This is a genomic window from Bradyrhizobium genosp. P (assembly GCF_049949265.1).
Lineage (GTDB): Bacteria > Pseudomonadota > Alphaproteobacteria > Rhizobiales > Xanthobacteraceae > Bradyrhizobium.
Genome location: NZ_CP188195.1, coordinates 5,536,757 through 5,556,828, shown reverse-complemented (window position 1 = coordinate 5,556,828; position 20,072 = coordinate 5,536,757). Strand labels below are relative to the sequence as shown.

Annotated in this window: 18 protein-coding genes; 5 read left to right on the top strand and 13 right to left on the bottom strand. The window is 64.2% G+C overall.

Going from position 1 to position 20,072, the window contains the following annotated elements:
• Positions 1-3: 3 nt before the first annotated feature.
• The 9 genes from ACP2YO_RS26945 to lptF all read right to left on the bottom strand — a co-directional run bounded on the left by ACP2YO_RS26945 (position 4) and on the right by lptF (position 11,153).
• Positions 4-984, bottom strand: coding sequence for a hypothetical protein (locus tag ACP2YO_RS26945; RefSeq protein ID WP_426434196.1), 981 nt, complete (start codon positions 982-984; stop codon positions 4-6).
• Between the two features lie 197 nt (positions 985-1,181).
• Positions 1,182-2,390 carry an ABC transporter substrate-binding protein gene (locus ACP2YO_RS26940; RefSeq protein WP_426434195.1) on the bottom strand — a complete coding sequence of 403 codons (1,209 nt, stop codon included), beginning with the start codon at positions 2,388-2,390 and terminating at the stop codon, positions 1,182-1,184.
• Positions 2,391-2,435: 45 nt separating this feature from the next.
• The gene (locus ACP2YO_RS26935) at positions 2,436-3,494 is read right to left on the bottom strand and encodes an alcohol dehydrogenase (RefSeq protein ID WP_426434194.1); all 1,059 of its coding nucleotides are present in this window, start codon (positions 3,492-3,494) and stop codon (positions 2,436-2,438) included.
• Positions 3,495-3,513: 19 nt separating this feature from the next.
• Positions 3,514-4,368 carry a 16S rRNA (adenine(1518)-N(6)/adenine(1519)-N(6))-dimethyltransferase RsmA gene (gene rsmA / locus ACP2YO_RS26930; protein WP_426434193.1) on the bottom strand — a complete coding sequence of 285 codons (855 nt, stop codon included), beginning with the start codon at positions 4,366-4,368 and terminating at the stop codon, positions 3,514-3,516.
• Positions 4,369-5,370, bottom strand: coding sequence for a 4-hydroxythreonine-4-phosphate dehydrogenase PdxA (gene pdxA / locus ACP2YO_RS26925; RefSeq protein WP_426434192.1), 1,002 nt, complete (start codon positions 5,368-5,370; stop codon positions 4,369-4,371).
• Between the two features lie 17 nt (positions 5,371-5,387).
• Positions 5,388-6,335 carry a peptidylprolyl isomerase gene (locus ACP2YO_RS26920; RefSeq protein ID WP_426434191.1) on the bottom strand — a complete coding sequence of 316 codons (948 nt, stop codon included), beginning with the start codon at positions 6,333-6,335 and terminating at the stop codon, positions 5,388-5,390.
• A 71-nt stretch (positions 6,336-6,406) separates the two neighbouring features.
• Positions 6,407-8,779, bottom strand: coding sequence for an LPS-assembly protein LptD (locus ACP2YO_RS26915; RefSeq protein ID WP_426443320.1), 2,373 nt, complete (start codon positions 8,777-8,779; stop codon positions 6,407-6,409).
• A gap of 113 nt (positions 8,780-8,892) precedes the next feature.
• Entirely contained in the window at positions 8,893-9,990 is a 1,098-nt protein-coding gene (gene lptG, locus ACP2YO_RS26910) for an LPS export ABC transporter permease LptG (protein ID WP_426434190.1), read from the bottom strand.
• Positions 9,987-11,153: an LPS export ABC transporter permease LptF gene (lptF, locus tag ACP2YO_RS26905; protein WP_426434189.1), complete on the bottom strand. Its 1,167-nt coding sequence runs from the start codon at positions 11,151-11,153 to the stop codon at positions 9,987-9,989. Before lptF ends, lptG begins: the two co-directional genes overlap by 4 nt.
• 349 nt (positions 11,154-11,502) lie before the next feature.
• On the opposite strand from lptF, the gene ACP2YO_RS26900 reads away from it, so the two are divergent.
• The 3 genes from ACP2YO_RS26900 to ACP2YO_RS26890 all read left to right on the top strand — a co-directional run bounded on the left by ACP2YO_RS26900 (position 11,503) and on the right by ACP2YO_RS26890 (position 14,148).
• A complete protein-coding gene (locus tag ACP2YO_RS26900) occupies positions 11,503-13,005 on the top strand; it encodes a leucyl aminopeptidase (protein WP_426434188.1) in 1,503 nt (500 codons plus the stop codon).
• 15 nt (positions 13,006-13,020) lie between these two features.
• Positions 13,021-13,473 carry a DNA polymerase III subunit chi gene (locus ACP2YO_RS26895; protein ID WP_426434187.1) on the top strand — a complete coding sequence of 151 codons (453 nt, stop codon included), beginning with the start codon at positions 13,021-13,023 and terminating at the stop codon, positions 13,471-13,473.
• A 102-nt stretch (positions 13,474-13,575) separates the two neighbouring features.
• A complete protein-coding gene (locus tag ACP2YO_RS26890; RefSeq protein ID WP_426434186.1) occupies positions 13,576-14,148 on the top strand; it encodes a hypothetical protein in 573 nt (190 codons plus the stop codon).
• Between the two features lie 61 nt (positions 14,149-14,209).
• Here the strand turns inward: ACP2YO_RS26890 and ACP2YO_RS26885 are convergent, their stop codons facing one another.
• From ACP2YO_RS26885 to ACP2YO_RS26875, 3 genes are all read right to left on the bottom strand, one after another.
• Complete coding sequence (locus tag ACP2YO_RS26885) at positions 14,210-16,072, bottom strand: ABC-F family ATP-binding cassette domain-containing protein (protein WP_426434185.1); 1,863 nt, start codon at positions 16,070-16,072, stop codon at positions 14,210-14,212.
• 127 nt (positions 16,073-16,199) lie between these two features.
• Positions 16,200-16,376 carry a hypothetical protein gene (locus ACP2YO_RS26880; protein WP_426434184.1) on the bottom strand — a complete coding sequence of 59 codons (177 nt, stop codon included), beginning with the start codon at positions 16,374-16,376 and terminating at the stop codon, positions 16,200-16,202.
• Between the two features lie 205 nt (positions 16,377-16,581).
• Complete coding sequence (locus ACP2YO_RS26875; protein WP_426434183.1) at positions 16,582-16,848, bottom strand: sulfur globule protein precursor; 267 nt, start codon at positions 16,846-16,848, stop codon at positions 16,582-16,584.
• 341 nt (positions 16,849-17,189) lie between these two features.
• Here ACP2YO_RS26875 and ndk point away from each other — a divergent pair, with 341 nt between their 5' ends.
• The gene (ndk, locus tag ACP2YO_RS26870) at positions 17,190-17,612 is read left to right on the top strand and encodes a nucleoside-diphosphate kinase (RefSeq protein ID WP_426434182.1); all 423 of its coding nucleotides are present in this window, start codon (positions 17,190-17,192) and stop codon (positions 17,610-17,612) included.
• Between the two features lie 113 nt (positions 17,613-17,725).
• Positions 17,726-18,565, top strand: coding sequence for a TerC family protein (locus ACP2YO_RS26865; RefSeq protein WP_426434181.1), 840 nt, complete (start codon positions 17,726-17,728; stop codon positions 18,563-18,565).
• Positions 18,566-18,569: 4 nt separating this feature from the next.
• On the opposite strand, the gene ppx is transcribed toward ACP2YO_RS26865, so the two are convergent.
• Positions 18,570-20,072: an exopolyphosphatase gene (gene ppx / locus ACP2YO_RS26860; RefSeq protein ID WP_426434180.1), complete on the bottom strand. Its 1,503-nt coding sequence runs from the start codon at positions 20,070-20,072 to the stop codon at positions 18,570-18,572.

Below are 20,072 nucleotides of genomic sequence, written 5' to 3'. Positions count from 1 at the left end.
GCCTCAGTTCGTCGCACTGCGGGCAAGCCGCTGCAGCATCTCCTTGACCTGCCGATCGCTGTCCTCGCTCTGCACCGGATCACGTACCGGCGTGCGACGCGGAATCTGCGGTTCGGCACGGCGCGGTGGCGCGTCGGACAGCCGAATCGGTCGCTCCCGGCGCGGAGAGATCGGCAGCGCGCGCTCGCTGTTGATGGAATCCCACGGCGCGCGCCACTCGCCGTCGATCTGGTAGGGCGGTGAACGCGTACGCGTCAGCCGGAACACGAGAGCACTGACCACGCCCGCCAGCGCCAGTGCGCTGACCATGACGATCAGCAGCATCTGGGTCGACGATGACGTTTTCTCTGCGGGGGCTTCCGCCGCGGCGGGCGCAACCGGTGCGGCCGTGGTCACTTGTGGCGTCGCATCGGCCTGCGCGACGGCAGGCGGCGGAGCGTTGGCCGCGAGCCGCTGGCCGTTCGATCCGCCCATGCTTGACGCATCGAACCAGCGGGCTGCCACCGGCGAGGGTGACGCGGTCGTCTCGGCAGGCATGGCGGCTGCGCTGGCATCGGGGGCCGGGCTGCTTGTGTTGCTGACATCGGTGGCTGCCACCGCGTCAGTTGCCGGCGGCGAGGCAACCTCGGCGTGTGCGTCGGCGAGGGACTTGCGCATTGGGGGCTGCGGCTGCGCGGCGTCCGCTGCCGAAGCGTCGGGCACGGGTGCAGTCGGTTGCTGCGCCGTTGCGGTCCTCGCCGCCTTGTTCTTGGCCTCACCGACATACCAGCACTGCTTCTTGGTCGCGCGGTCGAGGTGGTAGTACCAGTGGCTTCCCGCCGGCGCGGTTCCCTTCGGGCCGGACAGGCAATTGTCTGCTGTCTTGGTATCCGCTGTCTTGGTATCCGCTGTCTTGGCGGCGGTCTGGGCAACGGCGGTGAAATTGGCGCCGGCCAAGAGACTAGCGACGAGCGCCGCGGCAAATTTTACTGAACGATTTGACATACGCGTCCCCGGTAATTTCTTTACACAAACGCTGGCGACCCCAATCTCGGTAAAGAGTTGGGTCGCAATGCGCCGCAAATCCGGAGCGGGTTGGGCTTAATTGGGGCTCGCCGGCCGCGGCAATTGCGGCGCGCCGGCGGCCAAAGGTTCCCGAGCCGCGGCAGAGTAGGTGTCGCGGATTGTTTCCCAGGATCGAACTAATTGCTCTCGATCACGTCGCTGAACAGCACGTAGCGCTCGCCGTTGAAGCGGACCAGCCGCATCTGCTTGATCGGCCGAAGGTCGGTCGGAGAGGTTCGCAGCCGGATTCCCGGCAGCAGCAGCGGCAGCTCCATGTCGAGATGGGAGGCCTGCTTCATGATGTTCTCGCGCGTCAGGTCGTTGCCGCACTGCTTGAGGATCTGCGCCACGGCGTAGCCGATGTTGTAGCCGTAGGGTGCGTAGTAATCGCTCTTGTCCACGTGCGGATTGTAGGTGTCCATCCAGACGTTCCAGGCCTTCATGGCCGGATCGTCCTTCCACTGCGGATCGGCTGGATCCTTCTGGTACGCCGCCGAGATCAGGCCCTTGGCCGCCTCGAACCCTGCCGGACGGATCGCGCCCGCGATCGAGGAGCCGACGCTGGAGAGGAATTCCTGCGGATGCCAGTCGATGTCATAAGCCTTGCGGATGGCCTGTGCGGCGAATTTGGGCACCGAGGCGATCAACAGCACATTGGCGCCCGAGGCCTTCAGCGACACGATCTGCGAATCCACGGTGGGGTCGCTGGTGTTGTAGGCTTGCTGCGACACGATCATCGTCGACGCCTTGTCGCCGAGCCCGCGCTTGAAGCCCATCACGTAGTCGCGGCCGAGATCGTCGTTCTGCGCGAGGATGCCGATCTTCGCGTCTGACAGCGTCGACAGTATGTATTTGGCGTAGATCTCGCCTTCGGACGCGTAGTGCGGCGTCCAACTCATCGTCCACGGATAATGCTCGGGATCGTTGAAGATGGTCGCGCCCGATCCGACGAAGAGATGCGGCACCTGCTTCTGGTTGATGTATTTGACCACCGCCATGTTGGTCGCGGTGCCGACCGGGTTGACGAGGAACAGCACCTCGTCGCTCTCGATCAGGCGGCGGATCTGCTCGACCGTCTTGGGCGGGCTGTAGGCGTCGTCGAGGCTGATGAAGTTGATCTTCCGGCCGTTGATGCCGCCCTGATCATTGATCATCGCGAAATAGGCGGTGATCGAGATAGCGCCCGCCGCATAGGCCGATGCGGGACCACTGTAGGGCGTCGTGGTCCCGATCTTGATTTCCTTGTCGGTGACGCCAGGCCCGTAATGCGTTTGCGCAGGCGCCGGTGTGGCGGCGAGGGCAAGCGCGAGCGCAGCCCCTGCCGTGATCGTCGAACGCTTCCTCATGCACGCCTCCCCAGTTTGTCGGGTGAGGCCGGCGGGACGTCTTCGTCAGTTCTTCAAGACGATGCGTCCCACGACTTTTCCGGCCCGCAACTCATCGATCCATTTCTGGACGTCGGCCAGCGGCTCTTCCTTCATCGGCGTCGGCTTGATCTTGCCGGCGCGCGCGAGCGCCATCAACTCCTGGGCTTCGGCCAGCGTTCCCACCATGAATCCTTCGATGGTCATGCGCTTGTAGACCCATTGCACCATCGGCAAGCTGAAATTGCCGCCCATCAGGCCGGAGACCACGATCTTGCCGCCGCGCGCCACCGTCGACACCGCGAACGCCATCGACTTTTCGTTGCCGGCGAAGTCGACCACGCCGTCGAAGCCGCCTTCGCTCTCTTTCAGCATGCGCTTGACCACGTCCGGCTCCGCCGGATCGTAGGCGACCGCGGCGCCGTTCTTGAGCGCGGTCTCGCGCGCGGCGGGGCTGAGATCAGCCACCGCGATGTTCTGCTTGAACATCGCCTGCGCGAACGACAGGCCCATCATCCCGACGCCGCCGAGGCCGATCAGCAGCAGATTGCGCTGGCGCGGACGATCGACCAGCCGCTTCAATGCGCCGTAGGCCGTGACGCCCGAGCACATCAACGTCGCGGCCTGGTTGACCGGCAGCGGATCGTAGTCGAGCAGGTATTTTGCGTCGGGCACCAGCACATGGGTTGCAAAGCCGCCGTCGATGGAGACACCGAGGAAGCGCTGCTTGACGCACAGATTCTCATCGCCGTTGAGGCAGTCGCGGCACTGGCCGCAGCCGATCCAGGGGAATACGGCCTTCCTGGTACCGATCAGGTCCTTCGGCGCATCGGGGCCGACCTCTTCGACGACGCCGGCGATCTCGTGGCCGAGCGTGAAGGGCAGGATCATGCCGCGCGTGGTGTCGAGCTTCTTTCCGCCGCCGAGATCGGCATAGCCGTCCTGGATGTGGAGATCGGAATGGCACAGGCCGCAGCGCTCGATTCGCACCAGCACCTCGCGCCCCCGCGGCTTCGGCGTGTCGACGATGGTTTCGCACAGCGGCGCATCGAACTTGACGAGGGATTGGCGAACCATGCGCGCCATTACGTTTTCTCCTGATGGTCTATTTTATGGACCGTATATCGGCCAATTCCCGGGCCATGGCAACAAAGCCCGCGACCGGAACGGTTTCGGCGCGCCGCGTGGCGTCAACATGGGCGGCGGCCGCGAGCCGCTCGGGATCGGCGGACAGCGATTTCAGGCTCTGGCGCAGCATCTTGCGGCGCTGCCCGAAAGCCGCGGCCGCCACCTGCTCGAGCATGCGACGGTTACACGGTTCGGGCGCCGCGCGCGGTATCAATCGTACCACCGAGGACGTGACCTTCGGCTGGGGCACGAACGCCGCCGGCGAGATGTCGAACAGGATCTTGGTCTCGGCGCGCCAGTTGGCGAGCACCGCAAGCCGGCCATAGGCCTCCTCGTCCTCATGGGCGACGATGCGCTCGGCGACCTCGCGCTGGAACATCAACACCATCGTGTCGTACCAGGGCGGCCACGGCTCGATCGACAGCCAGTCGATGAGCAGCTGGGTCGCGATGTTGTAGGGCAGGTTGGCAACGATCTTCGCTTTCCCGCCATCAAGATAGGGACGTGGATCAAAGCGCTGCGCGTCGCCGTGCACGATCTCGATGCGGCCCGGATAGCGCTTGACGACATAATCGAGCGCGGCAATCGCGCGCTCGTCGCGCTCGATTGCGATGACACGTTTGGCGCCGAGCGCGAGCAGCGCACGCGTCAATCCGCCGGGGCCGGGCCCGACTTCGATCACCGTGGAGTCCTCAAGCGGGCCGGCGGCGCGCGCGATTCGCGCGGTGAGGTTGAGGTCGAGCAGGAAGTTCTGGCCAAGCGACTTGCGCGCCGACAGTGCATGTTCGCGAATGACGTCGCGCAGCGGCGGCAGGTCGTCGATAGCGCTCATCTACCGCTGCGCCGCGGCCATGCGCGCGGCGAGCCGCAACGCGGCGATCAGGCTCGAGGGATTGGCCTTGCCGGTTCCGGCGATGTCGAATGCCGTCCCGTGATCGGGCGAGGTCCGGATGAACGGCAGTCCCAGCGTGACGTTGACCGCGTCCTCGAACGCGACGGTCTTGATCGGGATCAGCGCCTGGTCGTGATACATGCAGATCGCGCAGTCATAAGTCCTGCGCGCGGTGTCGTGAAACATGGTGTCCGCCGGGAGCGGGCCTCTGGCGGCAATCCCTTCACGGCGCAGGATCTCGACGGCCGGCGCGATGACCTCGATGTCTTCCACGCCAAGCGTGCCGTCTTCGCCGGCATGGGGGTTGAGGCCCGATATGGCAAGGCGCGGCCCCGCGAGGCCAAACCGCGCTTTCATATCCGAGACCACGATGCGCGCCGTCGACACGATCAGGTCCGTCGATAGTTGCGCCAGCGCCTCGCGGACCGAAAGATGGATCGTCACCGGGACGACGGCGAGTGTCGGCGACCACAGCATCATGACCGGCTGCGGCGTCCGCCCGCCATTGGCAGCGAGTTCGGCCAGAAATTCGGTGTGGCCGGGATGCCGGAAGCCGGCGCGATAGAGCACGCTCTTGGCGATCGGATTGGTGACGACGGCGCTGGCCTTGCCGGACATGACATCGGTGACCGCCTGGCGGATCGAGGCCATCGCGGCGGCGGCACTCGTCTCGTCGGGCGTCCCCGCCCGCGCCGTTGCCGACTGGCCGGTTGCGACCACCGGCAGGGCGCGCGCAAATGCCGTGGCCGCTTCCTCGGCGCTGACGTCGGCAAGCTCGATGGTGATCCCAAGCGTCTTCGCACGTTCGGCAAGGAACGCGCGATCGCCGAGCAGATAGAATGGCGGGAGATCGAGTTCGCGGCGCCGTAGCCAAGCGGCGAGAGTGATGTCGGGTCCGATGCCCGCGGGCTCGCCGGATGTCAGCGCGAGGGGTTTTGCCATGCGTCAAAGATAGTCGGTCATTTCGCGCCCGGGTATTCGATCATCGCGGCCCTGCGGATTTCCTGCAGGTAGGCTTTCGACTTCGCCTCGTACTTATCCGCGTACATCTTGTCGCGGATCTCGCGCTTCTTCGGCGTATCCACCGTTGTGGCTTTCCGGTCGCAGAGCGCGACCATTTCAACTCCCTGCTTGGTGATCTCGGGAGCGGTCAGATGGCCGATCGGGGTCTTGTCCAGCACGTCGCGCAGCGGCTGCGGAAGGTCGGCCGAAGTCTTCACGACGATTTCGCGGATCGCCGCGTTGCGCATCGACTTGAAGTAGGAGTTGGCTTCCTCGCAGGTGGTCACGCGTTCGCGCAGGGTGTCCGCTTCCTTGCGCCGTGTTTCAAACTCGGACTGCGGTGCGCCGCGCGGCACAATCAGGACGATCGGCTGCATCCGGTATTCGAAAGCGTCGGCTTCGGTTTTCTCGCCGGTCTGCTCCGCCGCGGCGGCAACGGCCTTTTCGCCGATCTGCAGGCTCTCCTTGAAGCGCCCGCGTATCAGCGCGGTCCACACCATGTCGGCCCTGATACGTTGCTTCAACGTATCCGGCCGAATGCCCTTGCCTTCCAGCACCTTGGTGAGCTGATCGCCGGAGAGGCGCATCCGCTGCGCCATCCCGCCATAGGCCTGGTCGATGTCGCTGACGCCGGGATCGACACTGTACTTCTTGGCTTCCTTGATCTTCACCTTCTCGTCGATGAGGTCGTTGAGAATGGCTTGTCGATCCGGGGGCTTGCCGGTGGTCAGGGTGTTCAGCTTGCCGCGCTGCTCGATATCGAAACTGGTGATGGGTTCGCCATTGACCATGACGGCGATGGTCTGAGCGTGTAGCCGTGCGCCGCCTGCGAGCAGGAGGGCCAGGGCCAGCAGGGAACTCAGCAGGAGCAAATAGCGGCGCGTTGGCAGGCTAGCGGTCGTCATTGTCATATCAGCCGTTTAAACCCATTCAAGCTGGAGCTGCGACACGCGCGCGCTCCAAGGCCGGTTCCACGCTACTGGACGCCGCCGGCCGTGCTGCTCGTCGCCGAGGTTTGCGCGATGGTCCGCAGGCCGATCTGGAACATGAACGCGTGGCTGAGAACGGGCGGCGTGGTGCCCGCCTGGTAAGTATAGGAGGTGACATAGTTGGCGGCCAGCACGAAACAGTCGTCGACGTAACCCGCGCCGATCACATACTGGTTGATTTTGTTCGCTTCAAGGTCCCAGCGCGCCGCACCCTGGACCACCCAGTTTGTCGCCACCTTGACCGATCCGCTGGCGAGAATGCCTTCGCGACGAGTCAGATATCCGAGTTCCGGCTGTGCCGCATAGTCGCCATACATCACGCTGACTGACCAGCGGTCGAAGTTGGCAGTTCCCTGGGCCTCGAACCGGTTGATATTCCACGTCGCCTCGTCCATGCGCGCGCGCACGCTGAACGTATAGGTCCTGTTGGGCGAATAGGCGAGGCTTGCGACATAGTCCGATGCCGCATTTTGCAAGCCCGAATCGACGCCGGTGTTGGTGACGTCGGTGACCGCGAACGAGTTCAGCCCGAACAGCTGGTAGGACTGCCCGAACACCGCCTTGATGCTGCCGCCGTGATCGAATTGCGTGGTGGCCTGTACGCCGACATTGGCGCGGCTGCCGCCTTCCACACGGTCATAGCCGGAAAACTTGTCGACCGAGAACAGGTTGCTGGTGTCGAACACCAGGCTTTGCGCGTCTTCGTTCGGAAGCTTGCCGGCGTTGGGCTCGTTGGGTCGGATGATGACCTGCGCAATCGGCTCGATCGTGGTCGTGCCCCACGGCTGGACGTTGATGAAGGGGTAGCGATATTCGAAGCCGACGGTCGGCATCAGGCGGACGGTCTGGGTGTCGCCGACCGGCAAGAAGTTGGAAACGCCGGGCTGATTCGAGATGTCAGCGTTGATCGCGTCGCCGCGGACGCTGACGAACGGCGTCCAGATCTCGCCGAACGGGTCGGTGTACGATTTGCGCCACTGCGCTTCGGCCGTCAGGCGGGTGTAAGTACCCGGCATGCCGCGCAACAGGCACTGCGACGGCACGCGACCGAGCGGATCGGCCGATGCGAGCCCGCACAGACCGCTGGCATTGGAGGCCGCCGTGATCGCATCGAACACTGCGGTGTCGCGGGTCAGGTTGGTGAAGTTCGTCTTGTAGCTGAACTCGCCACCCAGGACCGGGCTGTTGATGACGTTGTTGTAGTCGATCACAGGAGCGATGACCGGAACCTGGCCCTGGTTGCCGGAGAAGCTGAGGTAATAGATCGCACGCGCGTCGAAGAAGCTGCGGTTGCCGACGCCGGTCAGATAGAGCTGCGAGATGGCTTCCGTCGGCAGCGCCATGAACGACCCAAACGGATCCTTGTACTGGGCTAGCCTATAGTCGGACATGAAGTAGTAATCGGACAGCGCGACGCCATCCCAGCCCCACGTCCACTTGTCGTTCAGCGCGAACTGACCCTTGGTCTCGACGCCGCCACGGAACTGGCGATCGCCAGGCAGGCCGGCGTAGGCGCCGGGGTCGGCCTGGTCGATGCCGTAGAGGCGGACCTGGTAGGAGCCGTTCGACAGGCGCTGGCGGAATTCGCCCTGAAGCAGGACGCCCTGCTTTGACGTGATGCGCGGATTGAACGTCGCGTCGAAGTCGGGCGCAAGCGCGAAGTAATAGGGGATTTCGACGCCGTAGCCGTAGGCCGAATATTCGGAGAAGATCGGCATCAGGAAGCCGCTCTTGCGTTTCACGGTCGGATCTGGCGTCGAGAAGAAGGGAATATAGGCCAACGGGACGCCGAAGAATTCGATCCGAGCGTTCTCGAAATAGAGCATCTTCTCCGCTTGGTCATGGATGATGCGCGCGCCCTTTACCTGCCAGAGCGGCGGCTTCTTCGGGTCGTCCTTACAGGGCGCGCAGGCGGTATAAACGCCGTTGTCGAACACCGTGTAATTGCCGCTGGAGCGATCGGCGCGGGTCGCCGCCATGCGCGTCGCGTCCTCGGTATCGACGCGCAGCGAATCGACGAAACCATCGCGGTAGTCGTCGCTGAGATCCACGATGTTGGCGTAGGTGATCTTGCCTTCCGCATCGGTCATGCGGATGTTGCCCTCGGCATGAAGGCGCTTGGTCTTCTGGTCGTAGATAACCTTGTCGGCCTCAACGCTGGTGCCGTTGTAGAACATCTGCACGTTGCCGACGGCCGAGATGCGGCTGTTGTTGTAGTCGTAATCGACCTCGGTGGCCTGGACCAGCATCTGCCCGTCATTCTTGGCCGGCGGGTGAGGCGGCTTTGGCGGGCGCGGATTGTAGGTGAAGCCCTGCGCGGCAGCGGGCGTCGGCGCGGCAACACCGAGTGTGCCGAGGATAAACGCGACGAGGAGCGTGGCGCAGAGCGCGGCCACGCGGCTGCGATGACGGCGCAGCACACTGCGCCGTCCGAACACAGACGACCTCAACTGGCGGGCGGCGACGTCTGCCACTACCCGTCCTCCTGATACAGCAAGGCCAAGAATCCGGTGAGGCCGCCCACAACGACAGGCAACCACGCCGCAGCGATGGGATGCATCAACTCAGCCTTGCTCAAATCCTCAGTCACTTTCGACAGAACGTAGAGCAGAAAGCCTGCACCCACGCCACTCAAAACCATCTTCTGCACGCCGCCCATCCGGAAGAAGCGGAGGCTCACAGAAGCCGCCAACATCACCATCGCAGCCAGCAAAAATGGCTGCGCGATGAGCTTGTGATACTGCAAACGATAGCCGGCGGTCGCGAAGCCTGAACTCTCCGACGAGCGGATGTAGTTCGGTAGTTGCCAAAAGGACACAGTTTCGGGAGTGGAAAAACTGTTGCGAACCTGGGCCGGGGTGAGGGTGGTGGTTAGGGAGAACGAATCTTGGTCAACCGGGGGCTTGTCGAGGGTGTATCTGCGTACTCCCGTGAACACCCAGTGCCCGTCTTCGAGCGTCGCCTCGCGCGCCTCGATTCGCTCCTTGAACTGCAGCGCCGGATCGAATCGGAAAACGGTCAGGCCGGTCAGTCGCACGCCTTGTTGCTCGCTACGCGCGGCGTTGATGATCGCCTGGCCTTCGTCATTGATCTGGTTCAGCCAGAATCCGGATGCGTCCTGGATGCCGCCGCCCGGCGCCGAGCCGAACAGTTCGGCTTCCATCCGTTTGGAGAGCTCGCGCAGATTCGCAGAGATCGGATTGTAGGTGGTGGTCGCGATGACGCCGAGCAGGATCGCGCTGACAAGGGCGGGTGAGATGAATTGCCAGGCCGAGACGCCGGCGGCGCGCGCCACCACGAGCTCCAGCTTGCGCGACAGACCAAGATAGCAGGTCATGGCGCCGATCAGCACGCAAAACGGCATCAGCTTCTCGAGCAGCTGCGGCACACGGAACAGCGAGGTCTCCGCCACGGTGATGGCCGAGGCGTCGACGAGCCCCGAGGTCTTGCGCACCATCTCGATGTAATCGACCAGCACCAGCAGCACGAAGATGCCCGCGAACACGCCTACCGCCGAGACCACGAAGCGGCCGGCGAAATAGCGCCCGAGCGTATTTGTGACCATGCTCATGCGGTTGCCGGCCGTCGGAAGAAGCGCGCAATGCGCTCGTTATTTCGGTTGATCTGTTCGATCAGCGCGGCCGGCGGCTCGACGACGACGCCGCCGACGATCATCCAGAGACCGATGGCAATGCCGCCGAACAGCATCAGATACTGCACCAGCGCGGCCACCGGCGTCTTCACCGTGATGACCGAGCAGGCGAAGCCCACCATGCGCAGACCGAACACGGCGAACACCGAGCCGCCGATCGAGAAATTGCGGCTCTGGCGCGTGGTCCGCGGCGCTCCCAGGAATGCGAAGGTGAGCGCGGCGAACGCGAACGGATAGATCGGCGCCATGAAGCGGTCATGCAGCTCGGCGCGGAACTGGCCGGACAGCTGCTGATAGACCGGATCATTTTCGTCAGGCCACAGCAGTTCCCACATATAGCGCTCGCGAATGCCGAGCGTGACGTCGCGGCCTTGCGAGAATTTCGACATGTCGAAGGCGTAGCGCTGGAACGCGACCAGCGCAGGATCGCGCTTGCCGACCTCGAATCGCTCCAGATTGCCGTCCTCGAGCACGAGATATGAGCCCTGGTCGTTCTTCAGCACGGTGCCGTGGTCGGCGATGATGGAGACGCGCTCCTGCGGATCGCGGCGATCGTCGACGAAGATGCCGCCGAGCACGCCGCCCGGCAGACGCTCGCGGATCCGAATCGTGAGATTCTGGTCGAGCTGGGCGAAGCGGCCGGGTTGCAGGATGTTGGTCAGCACGTCGGCGGTGATCTCGGCGTCCCATTGCTTGATTCGCCGCATGCCGTCGGGTGCAAGATAGGCGCCGATGAAGGCGACCATCGCCGCCACCACACAGGTGGCGAAGAAGAATGGCCGAAACAGCCGGAACGGCGAGAACCCCGCCGCGTTCATCACGATGATCTCGGAATCGGTCGCGAGCTTGTTCAGCGTATGCGAGATTGCGATCATCAGCGCGATCGGGGCGATGATCAGGACCAGTGCCGGGATCACGAGGCTGGTGATGCCGAGGAAGGTGAGGATGGTCTGACCCTGGCTCGTCATCAGGTCGATGCCGCGCAAGGCCTGCGTAATCCAGATCACGCCGGTGAGGCTGACCAGCACAAGCGCAAACGACGACAGGGTCGTTTTGAAGATGTACTTGTCGATCGACCCCATCACACCCGCACGACCCCCTTGGCGCCCCCAAACGCACGGATTCGACCAACCCCGGCAAGCGGGTTCCCCTATGGTCGAGCCGCAGATCAGTCCGGCTTCACTCTCACACTAGCATCCCTTTGATCCGTCAACAAAATGGCCGAGCCAAGGCGTCCTTTACATATGGTTAATTATTCGTCCTTGTGGCCTTCCCGCCACGCTGGCGCTTGGCAGCGGTGCGGCGGGCAGGCCATAGTGCACCCAAGCCCAGTCCGGATCGCTCCGGACCGCCATTCGCAACCCGCATCCCGAGTGCCGCAGGACCGTTGCACGGTTCCGGACAACACCCTGAATTCTGGAGGATTCGCCCATGTCCGACGCCGTCAAGGTCGGCTTTGTCCCACTGTCCGCGCCCGTTCGCGGCATTCTGGTCGCCTTTTGCGACGAGCAATTGAAGCTGGGGACGGCAACCCGGAAGGCGCTGGGAACGGCCTCCGAGACGATCAAGCGGGCTGCAGCCGCCAACCAGTTCAAGGGCAAAAGTGGCGCGGCACTGGACATCCTGGCGCCGGACGGGCTCAAGGCCGACCGCCTGATCGTGATCGGCGTCGGCAAGCCGTCCGATCTCAAGGAGAAGGATTTTCTCAAGTTCGGCGGCGTGATGGCCGGTAAGCTCAACGCCGGCAGCCATGCCATGACCGTCATTGCCGAATTGCCCGATGCGGCGATGACAGCGGACCAGGCGGCCGCGATCGCGACCGGTGTCCGGCTGCGCGCCTACAAGTTCGACCGCTACAAGACCAAGAAGAAGGACGGCGAGAACGACGCGGTGCGGGCCGAAGTCTCGGTCGCGGTGGATGACGCCGGCGCCGCAAAAAAGGCGTTTGCGCCCGATGCGCACATCGTCGATGGCGTCAACCTGGCGCGTGAACTCGTCAACGAGCCGCCGAACGTGCTTTATCCCGAGGAGTTCGCGCGCCGCGCCAGCCAGCTCCGCAAGCTCGGCGTCACTGTCGAGGTGCTTGACGTCAAGGCAATGACCAAGCTCGGCATGGGTGCGCTGCTTGGCGTCGCGCAAGGATCGGTGCGACCTGGCCGCACCGTCATCATGCGCTGGAACGGGGGCAAGAAAAACGAGACGCCGGTCGCGTTCGTCGGCAAGGGCGTCTGCTTCGACACCGGTGGCATCTCCATCAAGTCGGCGGGCGGCATGGAGGATATGAAGGGTGACATGGGCGGCGCGGCCTGCGTGGTCGGGCTGATGCATGCGCTCGCGGCGCGCAAGGCGCGCGTCAACGCGGTCGGCGCCATCGGTCTCGTCGAGAACATGCCGGACGGTAACGCGCAGCGTCCCGGCGACATCGTCACCTCGATGTCCGGCCAGACCATCGAGATCATCAACACCGACGCCGAAGGGCGCCTGGTGCTCGCCGACGTGCTCTGGTACGTCGCGAAGAAGTTCAAGCCGAAATTCATGGTCGATCTCGCAACCCTGACCGGCGCGATCATGGTCGCACTCGGCACCGATCACGCCGGCCTGTTCTCCAACAATGACGAGCTCGCTGAACGCCTCGCCAAGGTGGGACTGGAAACGGGCGAGAGAGTCTGGCGGATGCCGCTCGGCCCTGAATATGACAAGCAGATCGACTCGCAATTCGCCGACATGAAGAACACCGGCGGCCGCAACGGCGGCTCGATCACGGCGGCCCAGTTCCTGCAGCGCTTCGTCGACGGCACGCCATGGGCCCATCTCGACATCGCGGGCACCGCGATGGGGGCGCCGAAAACCGAGATCAACCAGAGCTGGGGCTCCGGTTATGGCGTCCGTCTGCTCGAACGCCTCGTCTCGGAGTATTATGAATCGAAGAAGTGAGGCGGCTGTCCGGGCATGACCGAGGTTCTGTTCTACCATCTGCAGAACATGGCGCTGGAAAGCGTGCTGCCGCCGCTGCTCGAGAAGTCGCTCGAGCGCGGTTGGCGCGTGGTCGTGCAATCGACCTCACAGGAGCGCGCCGAGACGCTCGATGCGCATTTGTGGACCTACAGCGACGATTCGTTCCTGCCGCACGCGATCTGGCGTGTCGGCGACGCGCAGGACCAGCCGATCATTCTCTCGATCGAGGAGGACAATCCGAACCGGGCCAATGTCCGGTTCCTGATCGACAATGCGGCGCTGCCGGCCGATTGCGACAGCTATGAGCGGGTGATTCTCGTGTTCAACGGCGACGATCCCGATGCGGTCGCCGCGGCCCGGGAGAATTGGACCGCTTGCAAAGCACGGGGCTTCGCGGTCACCTATTGGCAGACCGACGAACGGGGGCGTTGGCAGCGGCGCCAATAGCGATATCCGGCAATTAATGATAATTCGAGGTTTCTTGGGGCGGGCCACGGTCATGCCGCAAAGTGATGTTCGGACAACCCCTTACGCGTAGGGGTAGGAGCCTTGTCGATCGTGCGGGACGGAACATTCAGTCGAAAGTCGCTGCTGGCGCTGCTCGTGCTTGCGCCCGGCCTTGCCGGCTGCTCGAGCGCGTCCGACGTGTTCTCGCGCGATGCGGATTGGTTTTCGCATCCCGGTCGGGTTTTCATCCGCAATATCTCGATCGAAGCGCCACCTTTGACACCTGATAAGCCGGTGACCAACGACGATCTCGTGAGCGCGGACGGGGGATGTCCGGGCATGGGACCGCCACCCGGTGCCGCCGATGCGAACGCACTTGCGGGAGGCGCCGCCGGAGCGCCGCAACCCCTGCCTACGGGCGGTACGGTCGCGCTCGGCCACACCGAATGTGACGTCGTGCGCGGCATCGGTGCGCCTGACAGCGTGAATCTTTCCAACGGTTCAGGCGGTCGACGCGTCGCGGTCGTCACCTGGTCGCGTGGCTCGCGTGCCGGCATCTATACCTTCACGGGTGGACGGCTGTCGTCGATTGAGCGCGGCGCGGATCCTGAGCCGGAGCCGAAGGTCGCAAAGCCGAAGAAGAAGAAAAAACCCGCAACAGCCTCGCAAGGGTAAGGCGCGGTCCCGAAAACCGGAATCGCTCCCTTCCGACCGAAACGAGACACTTCACTGCGTTCTAATTCGCCGCTTCGTCATATTCGGCGCTCGCCTCCAGCCACTCTTCCTCGGCGCGCTGCAATGCGCTTTCGGCGCCGGAGCGTGCCTTGGTAAGTTGCGCCGCCTGCTTTGGATCGCGCGTGAAGATATCGGGGAGCGCCAGCGCGGTGTCGATCTTGGCGATGATGCCGTTGATGCGCTCGATCTCGGCCTCCGCCTGCGCGATCCGTTGTTTGGGCGGAGCGCGCCTTTCGCTCCTGCTGCGCTCGGACCGGGGGGTCTCCTTGACGCGCTCGCGTGACGCCGGCCGGCTACCGCTGGCTGACAGCACCATCTTTCGGTATTCGTCGAGATCGCCGTCATACGCCATCACGGTCTGGTTGGCGACGATCCACAGCCGGTCGGCGCAGGCCTCGATCAGATAGCGGTCGTGCGAGACCATGATGATGGCGCCGGGAAATTCGTTGATGGCCTCGGCCAGCGCGGCGCGGCTGTCGATGTCGAGATGGTTGGTCGGCTCGTCGAGGATGATCATGTTCGGGCCGAAGAAAGTCGCAAGCCCGAGCAGCAGCCGCGCCTTTTCACCTCCCGAGAGGCTCTGCACCAGCGTATCTCCGGCCTTTCCGGAAAAGCCGATCGCGCCGACCCGGCCGCGAACCTTGGTCTCGGGCGCATCGGGCATCAGCTTGCGGATATGGTCATAGGGCGAGGCGTCGAGATTGAGCTCATCGACCTGATGCTGGGCGAAGTAGCCGACCGACAGCTTGTCCGCGCGCGTGATCGTGCCTGAGAACGGCGCCAGCTTGCCCGCCAGCAGCTTGACCAGCGTCGACTTGCCATTGCCGTTGGCGCCGAGCAGTGCGATGCGGTCGTCGGTATCGATGCGCAGCGTCACGCGATTGAGCACGGGCTTGCTTGCCTCGTAGCCGACCGCGACGTCATCGACCGCGATGATCGGTGGCGACAGCAGTTTCTCGGGTGTCGGGAATGAAATCTCGCGGACGTCCTGCGTCACCAGCGCGGTGACCGGCTTCATCCGCTCCAGCATCTTCACGCGAGACTGTGCCTGCCGTGCCTTCGAGGCCTTGGCCTTGAAGCGGTCGACAAAGGCCTGCAGGCGCTTGCGCTCATCGGCTTGCCGCTTGGCATGCTTGGCATCGAGCATTTCGCGTGAGGCGCGCTGCTCCTCGAACGAGGAATAGGTGCCTTTGTAAAGCGTCAGTTTGCCGCGATCGAGGTGCAGGATCTGATCGACCGACGTGTCCAGCAGGTCGCGGTCGTGGCTGATGACGATCACCGTGCGCGGATAGTTGGCGAGGTGATTCTCCAGCCACAGCGTGCCTTCGAGATCGAGATAGTTAGTCGGCTCGTCCAGCAGCAGCAGATCGGGCGCCGAGAACAGCGTGGCGGCGAGTGCGACGCGCATACGCCAGCCGCCGGAAAATTCGGCGCAAGGCCGCGCCTGGTCGGTTGTCGAGAATCCGAGGCCTGAGAGGATCGCGGCGGCACGGGCCGGTGCCGAGTGCGCGTCGATGTCGATCAGCCGGGTCTGAATCTCGGCGATCCGATGCGGATCCTGCGCCGTCTCGGCCTCGTGCAGCAGAGCATCGCGTTCGAGATCGGCCTTCAGCACGACGGCGATCAGGCTCTCGGGGCCATCAGGTGCTTCCTGCGCGAGGCTGCCGATCCGCCAGCGCGGCGGGATCGTGATGCTGCCGTTCTCGGTCGGGAGGTCGCCGCGGATGGCATGAAACAGCGTCGACTTGCCGACCCCGTTGCGGCCGACAAATCCGACGCGTGCGCCGGGTATGATCTGCACGGAACTGTGATCGATCAACAGCCGTCCGGCGATCCGGATCGAGATGCCGGTGATGGTGAGCATGCAGCGTTGTCACCGGACCCGCCGCCAAACGCAACCCATCTGCTTGCAAAATCTGGCGCCTCGCGGAGAAATCTGGCGCTTCTCGGAAAACGCGTCTTGAGCCGAATATCGGCCCCGAACGAAGGATCTAGCGGCGATCGTTCTCGCGCCGACGCAATTCGTCCACGAGCTGCTGCAGACGAGGCGAGAGTGAGGGCTCCGGGCGCATGTTCTGTTGCAGCCGTTCGCCAACGGCGTCGCAGATTTGGCGAGAGGTCTTGCGATCGATCTGGTCGTAATCGCTGTTGGTTTGGCTGGGCGTCATGACATGTCTCTTGGCGAGTTCCCCCCTCGCGCGGTTCGATTGAATTTGTGACATATCAAGTCGCGACCCCGAATTTAGTTTCCGCTCAGGAGCCCGTTATGCGTTCGCGCTGAGGTAGCCGGCCTACGGGGACAGGTTCCGGCGGATGCAAAAAAAGCCCCGGCACGATGGCCGGGGCTGTTGAAGTCAGGGGAGGGTCGTCAAATCAGTAGCAGCGGTTAACGAGCCGCCAGCGGGGACCCCAAGGGGTCGGAACCACGCGCCGCACATAGCAGCCGCCGCCATAGCCATAACCGTAGCCGCCGTAATAGGCAGGACCACCGATGACGACGCGCGGGCCGCCCCAACCACCGTGCCAGCCACCATGCCAGCCGCCGTGCCATCCACCCCAGGCAGAGGCGGAGGTCGGGGCCAGCGCGGCCGCACCCAGCGAAACGGCGGCAACTGCAGCAAGCGAGAGTTTGCGTAACATGATCGTCTCCTCGAGGTTTGGGCGCGCATCGAAGCGCCCGCGGTGACATCGTTTCCCGGGACGTCATGTGCGGCTTGCGGAAGGGCCGGCAAGGCGTCCGATCGATGGAGAGCCTAGGCGGCCGGAGCTGAACGCCAGTGGCATGGCGCTGACAGAATGGGTTCACCTTCGTGAAATCGTCGTAATTTGGCGGGAGCCGGCAATCGGCGCTGCCGCGCCGGATTTCGTCACGAGAAGGCATCAAAACTAACGGCTCACGCGTCACAGGGTCGCTTGCCGTCACCGCACCGCGCCGATATAAGCCCCGGCAACTCCCAACCAGCCTTTGCAAGGACGAAATCATGGCGATTGAACGCACCTTTTCGATTATCAAGCCCGATGCCACCGAGCGCAACCTGACCGGTGCCGTCAACGCGGTGATCGAGAAGGCTGGACTGCGGATCGTCGCGCAGAAGCGCATCAGCATGACCCGCGGTCAGGCCGAGGCCTTCTATGCGGTCCACAAGGCGCGTCCGTTCTTCGGCGAACTGGTCGACTTCATGACCTCGGGCCCGGTCGTGGTCCAGGTGCTGGAAGGTGAGGGCGCGATCCTCAAATATCGCGACGTGATGGGTGCGACCGATCCGTCGAAGGCGGCCGAAGGCACCATCCGCAAGCTCTACGCGAAGTCGATCGGCGAGAACTCGGTGCACGGTTCGGACGCCGCGGAGACGGCCGCGCTCGAGATCGCGCAGTTCTTCTCCGGCAACGAAATCGTCGGCTGACGCACGATCCGGAAGGTGGGTACTGGTCTTCCGAAGAGACCGTGCCCAGATAGATGACGGGAGCGGCGGGCGATCGCCGCCAGGGGTGGCCGCAAGGCCCAATAGGATTCGCTGTGGACTGGTTGTGGCAGATCTTTGATCCCGCGCACATCGGCGCATTCTTCACCGACTTCAAGAACGAGATGGCGACGCCGACCTTCTGGGTCGCCGTCGGCAAGATCATCTGGATCAACGTCCTCCTGTCGGGCGACAACGCGCTCGTGATCGCGCTCGCCTGCCGCGGTTTGGCCCCGCGCCAACGCCTCTGGGGCATGATCTTCGGCGCGGCGGCTGCAGTGCTGCTGCGTGTCATCTTCACCGGCATCGTCGCCAGCCTGATGGAGCTGCCTTACCTGAAGCTCGTCGGCGGACTGGCGCTGATCGTGATCGCCGCCAAGCTGCTGGTGCCGGAGCAGGAGGACGAGGACAGCGTGGATGCGGCCTCGCATCTGTGGGCGGCGGTGCAGATCGTCGTCGTCGCCGACATCGTGATGAGCCTCGACAACGTGATCGCGGTGGCGGCCGCCGCCAATGGCAGCGTGCCGCTCCTCGTGTTGGGACTAGCGATCAGTGTTCCGCTGATCGTTGCCGGCGCCGCGCTGATCATGACGCTGCTCAACAAATTGCCGATCCTGGTCTGGGCCGGTGCCGCGCTGCTCGGCTGGATCGCAGGTGACGTCATCGCGACCGATCCGGTCGTGCATCCGAAGCTCGAGGCGCTGTTCGCGAGCCCGCTCGGCGCCAAGCTCGATTCCTGGCTGGCGGCGGTCGGCATGACGCCGCAATTCGGCCATGGCGGCAACGGCGGCGAAATGCTGCTTGCTGCGCTTGGCATCATCGTGGTGCTGATCGCGGGATCGATCTGGCGCCGCCTCGCGTTGCGCAAAGCCAAGCGCGCCGCCAAGGCGGCGTAACTGGTTAGCGGCGCACGATCGAGCCGGATCGCCCGACCAGCCGCGCCAATTGCTTGAACCGGCTGCCGACGCGGTCGGCGACCAAATCGACCATCCGGTGCTCGAACACCAGCATCAGCTTGCGGCCCTCGGTCCGGAAATGGGTTGCCGACAGCACGCCGGTGCGCGCCGCCGAGATCAGGTGTGCGACGCGGAACGCGGCGCCGAGCACGCGGGCGCGCTCGTCCATCGCCGGTGTCACCAGCGCGCGGATCTGCAGCGGCGGCTCGTTCCCCTCGCTCAGGCCGGCGTATCGATAGAACACCGAGAGCGCGACGAAGGCGCGGCCCTGGTGCGTGATCGAACCGAAATTGCCGTTCATGATCAGGCTGAGGGTTTCCTCGCCGCGATGATCGGGATGCACCCGCCAGCCGATATCGGACAACAGGCAGGCGACGTGGCGCAGCCGGCGATCGTCCGCGGTCTCGCGCAGTTTCACGACGCGGACCAGCCGGTCGGTCCAGGCGCTCAATTCCTGGGCGTGGCGGGCCGAGCGCGACAGCAATTCGTTGAGGTTCTGCGCGGCGCAGACCAGGCCGTCCTTGGCACGCTCGGTTTGCGGCAGCATCTCGTACAGCAAGCCTTCGCGCACGCCGAAGGTCGAGAACACGATGGTCTTCGGCTGCGCGACACGAATGATGTATTCGAGCACCAGCGCGGCATAGCTGAGCAGCGGTCGCCGCGCGTCGGCGACCGCCTCGATATTGGCGAGCAGGTTGGTGGCTGCGAGCCGGCGCAGCCGCTGCGCGAAGTCGAGCGCGTCGGCCGCCGGAATCGAATAGCCGTGCATCACCTTCAGCGGATAGCCGCTCTGGATGATGTGGATACGCGCCAGCGCGCGCCAGGTGCCGCCGACCGCATAGAAAGTGCGGCCGCGGCCGGCCTTGAGCTGGGCGACGCCGAGCAACTCGTTCTTGACGATACGTTCGGCCCGTTTGAGCGATTTGTGCGAGAGGTCCTGCAGCGCAAGGCTGCCGAGCGGCAACGTTACGCCGCTGCGCACGCGATTGCCTCTCACATCGATCAATTCGAGCGAGCCGCCGCCGAGATCGCCGACGATGCCGTTCGGGTTGTGCACGCCGGAGACGACACCGAGCGCCGAGAGTTTTGCTTCACGTGGTCCGGAGAGAATCTCGATTTTTGTGCCGCAGATGCGTTCGGCCTGGGCGATGAAATCGGCACCGTTCTTGGCATCACGGCAGGCCGCGGTCGCGATCGCGTAGACGCGGCCGACTTGCTGGATCTTGCACAGCGCACGAAAGCGGCGGAGTGCGGTGAGCGCCTTGTTGACGGCATCGGTCGCGAGCAGGCCGGTGGTCTGCACTTCGCGGCCGAGCCCGCACAGCGCCTTCTCGTTGAAGATGGTGACGAGATTGCGCGCCATCGCCTCGTACACGACGAGACGGACCGAGTTTGAGCCGATATCGATGACAGCGACGCTCGCAGCGCGCTTCCGCGGTCGCTTCAC

Coding starts and splice junctions, on each gene's coding strand:
- lptG (WP_426434190.1), bottom strand. CDS start 9,990: ATGAGCATGGTCACAAATACGCTCGGGCGCTATTTCGCCGGCCGCTTC.
- ACP2YO_RS26940 (WP_426434195.1), bottom strand. CDS start 2,390: ATGAGGAAGCGTTCGACGATCACGGCAGGGGCTGCGCTCGCGCTTGCC.
- ACP2YO_RS26885 (WP_426434185.1), bottom strand. CDS start 16,072: ATGCTCACCATCACCGGCATCTCGATCCGGATCGCCGGACGGCTGTTG.
- pdxA (WP_426434192.1), bottom strand. CDS start 5,370: ATGGCAAAACCCCTCGCGCTGACATCCGGCGAGCCCGCGGGCATCGGA.
- ACP2YO_RS26935 (WP_426434194.1), bottom strand. CDS start 3,494: ATGGCGCGCATGGTTCGCCAATCCCTCGTCAAGTTCGATGCGCCGCTG.
- ACP2YO_RS26895 (WP_426434187.1), top strand. CDS start 13,021: ATGACCGAGGTTCTGTTCTACCATCTGCAGAACATGGCGCTGGAAAGC.
- rsmA (WP_426434193.1), bottom strand. CDS start 4,368: ATGAGCGCTATCGACGACCTGCCGCCGCTGCGCGACGTCATTCGCGAA.
- ACP2YO_RS26880 (WP_426434184.1), bottom strand. CDS start 16,376: ATGACGCCCAGCCAAACCAACAGCGATTACGACCAGATCGATCGCAAG.
- ACP2YO_RS26945 (WP_426434196.1), bottom strand. CDS start 984: ATGTCAAATCGTTCAGTAAAATTTGCCGCGGCGCTCGTCGCTAGTCTC.
- ACP2YO_RS26875 (WP_426434183.1), bottom strand. CDS start 16,848: ATGTTACGCAAACTCTCGCTTGCTGCAGTTGCCGCCGTTTCGCTGGGT.
- ACP2YO_RS26900 (WP_426434188.1), top strand. CDS start 11,503: ATGTCCGACGCCGTCAAGGTCGGCTTTGTCCCACTGTCCGCGCCCGTT.
- ACP2YO_RS26920 (WP_426434191.1), bottom strand. CDS start 6,335: ATGACGACCGCTAGCCTGCCAACGCGCCGCTATTTGCTCCTGCTGAGT.
- ndk (WP_426434182.1), top strand. CDS start 17,190: ATGGCGATTGAACGCACCTTTTCGATTATCAAGCCCGATGCCACCGAG.
- lptF (WP_426434189.1), bottom strand. CDS start 11,153: ATGGGGTCGATCGACAAGTACATCTTCAAAACGACCCTGTCGTCGTTT.